The 1,769-nt window shown below is 74.8% G+C and carries 2 protein-coding genes; both read right to left on the reverse strand.

Annotation, left to right across the window (positions count from 1 at the left end; translation table 11 throughout):
- Positions 1 to 735 (reverse strand): transcription antitermination factor NusB (locus EIO58_RS17290; RefSeq protein ID WP_274543225.1); only part of this gene is annotated, 735 nt, incomplete at its 3' end.
- Entirely contained in the window at positions 732 to 1,655 is a 924-nt protein-coding gene (fmt, locus tag EIO58_RS17295; protein WP_127820487.1) for a methionyl-tRNA formyltransferase, read from the reverse strand. The genes EIO58_RS17290 and fmt, both read right to left, overlap by 4 nt.
- Positions 1,656 to 1,769: the final 114 nt, after the last annotated feature.

Raw genomic sequence — 1,769 nt, forward strand, 5'->3', positions numbered from 1 at the left:
CGCGAGGGCCGCGAGCTGCGACCCCTCGTCCTGGACGCGGACGCGCCCGCCGGAGCCGCGGACCACCGACTCGGGATCGCCGCCGCCGAGGCGGAAGCCGATGGGCGAGAACGGCGTGCGACGCGCCTGGTCAGGCACGTCGGCCACCCCCGGGAGCGCGGCCATCGTCACGCGGGGTGAGGCGTTGTCGGCGGTGAGGAGCGCCTCGAGCTCGTTGGCGCGGCCCTCCGCCGCAAGGGCGCGGCGGAACGCGCGCACCACCCACACGGGGTGCGAGAACACCAGTCCGAGCTGTTCGTCGTCCGACCGCGCGCTCTCGGCGACGCGCGTCATCCAGTCGCCCGGGGTGTCGCGCGACACACGCCGCAGAACGGCGTTCGCGAAGCCGGCGGCGCCGCGCCCGGCGGCCGCGCGAGCCAGTTCGACGGATTCGTTCACGGCGGCGTGCGAGGCGACGCGGGTCGACAGCAGCTGGTGCACGCCGAGCCGCAGCGCATCGAGCACCGCAGGGTCGATGTCATGAGTCGGACGGTCGGCGGCGATCGCGATGACCGCGTCGTACGTGCCCTGGCGCCGCAGGGTCCCGTAGGTCAGCTCGGTGGCAAGCCCGGCGTCGGCGGGGCCGAGGTCTGCACGGGCGATCGAGGTCGGCAGCAGGAGGTTCGCGTAGGCGTCCGACTCGTTCACGGCCCGGATCGTCTCGAACGCGACCCGGCGCGCGGCGACGGCGCTCACGGTCCCGCCACCGGGGCCGAGTCGCGCAGACCCCGCCACCAGTCCGCGGCCCGCATCGCCCCCCTGCCGGCAGGCTGCACCTCATCGACCACGATCGGTGCGGTCGCGGTGCCCGCGACCACCTCGCGACCGTGGAGCGCGAGCGCGCCCGGGGCGAGGGCGGGAGCGTCGTGGGGTGCACTGTGCACGGCGAGGATCTTCAGCCGTGCTCCGTCGATCGTGGTGTGGGCGCCGGGCTCCGGCGTGACGCCGCGGATGCGGCCGAGCACCGCCTCGGCCGGCTCGTCCCAGCGCACCCGCCCGTCGTCGTCGTCGAGCTTGGGCGCGAACGTCGGCTCGCCCTCCTGCGCGCGGGCCGATGAGGTGCCCGACGCGATCGCGTCCACCACCTCGGCGAGAACGCCAGCGCCGTCGTCGGCCAGGGAGGCGAGGAGGTCCCCCGCCGTCGCATCGGCCGGCACATCCACGGCGAGCTCGGCGAAGATGTCGCCGGCATCGAGCTCGGGGACGAGCTGGAACACGCTGACCCCGGTGCGGGCGTCGCCGGCGATGAGCGCGTGCTGGACCGGTGCCGCGCCCCGCCACCGCGGCAGCAGCGAGAAGTGCAGGTTGATCCACCCGTGCGCCGGTGTCGAGAGGAGGGGCTCGCGCACGAGTCCACCGTAGGCCACGATCACGCCCAGCTCGGGCTCGCTCGCGGCGATCTGCTCCGTGGCTGAGGCGTCCAGGCGATCGGCGCGGATCACGGACAGGCCGAGCTCCTGCGCTGCCGCGGCGACCGGAGACGGCGTGAGCACGCGCTTGCGCCCGAGCGGCGCGTCGCGCCGGGTGACGACGGCGACGACATCGTGTTCGGATGCCGCGAGTCGCTGCAGCGACGGCACCGCCGGCGCCGGCGTGCCGGCGAAGACCAGGCGCATGGGATTCCTCAGCGTTCGATCGATCAGAGGTCGAGATCGGGCACGTCGACCCGGACTCTCAGTGTATTGGCGGGCCCGGGAGCTCGGCCCTTCGCGGGGCGCCGCGCCTTGACC

This window comes from Microbacterium sp. CPCC 204701 (assembly GCF_004010105.1).
Classification (GTDB): Bacteria; Actinomycetota; Actinomycetes; order Actinomycetales; family Microbacteriaceae; genus Microbacterium.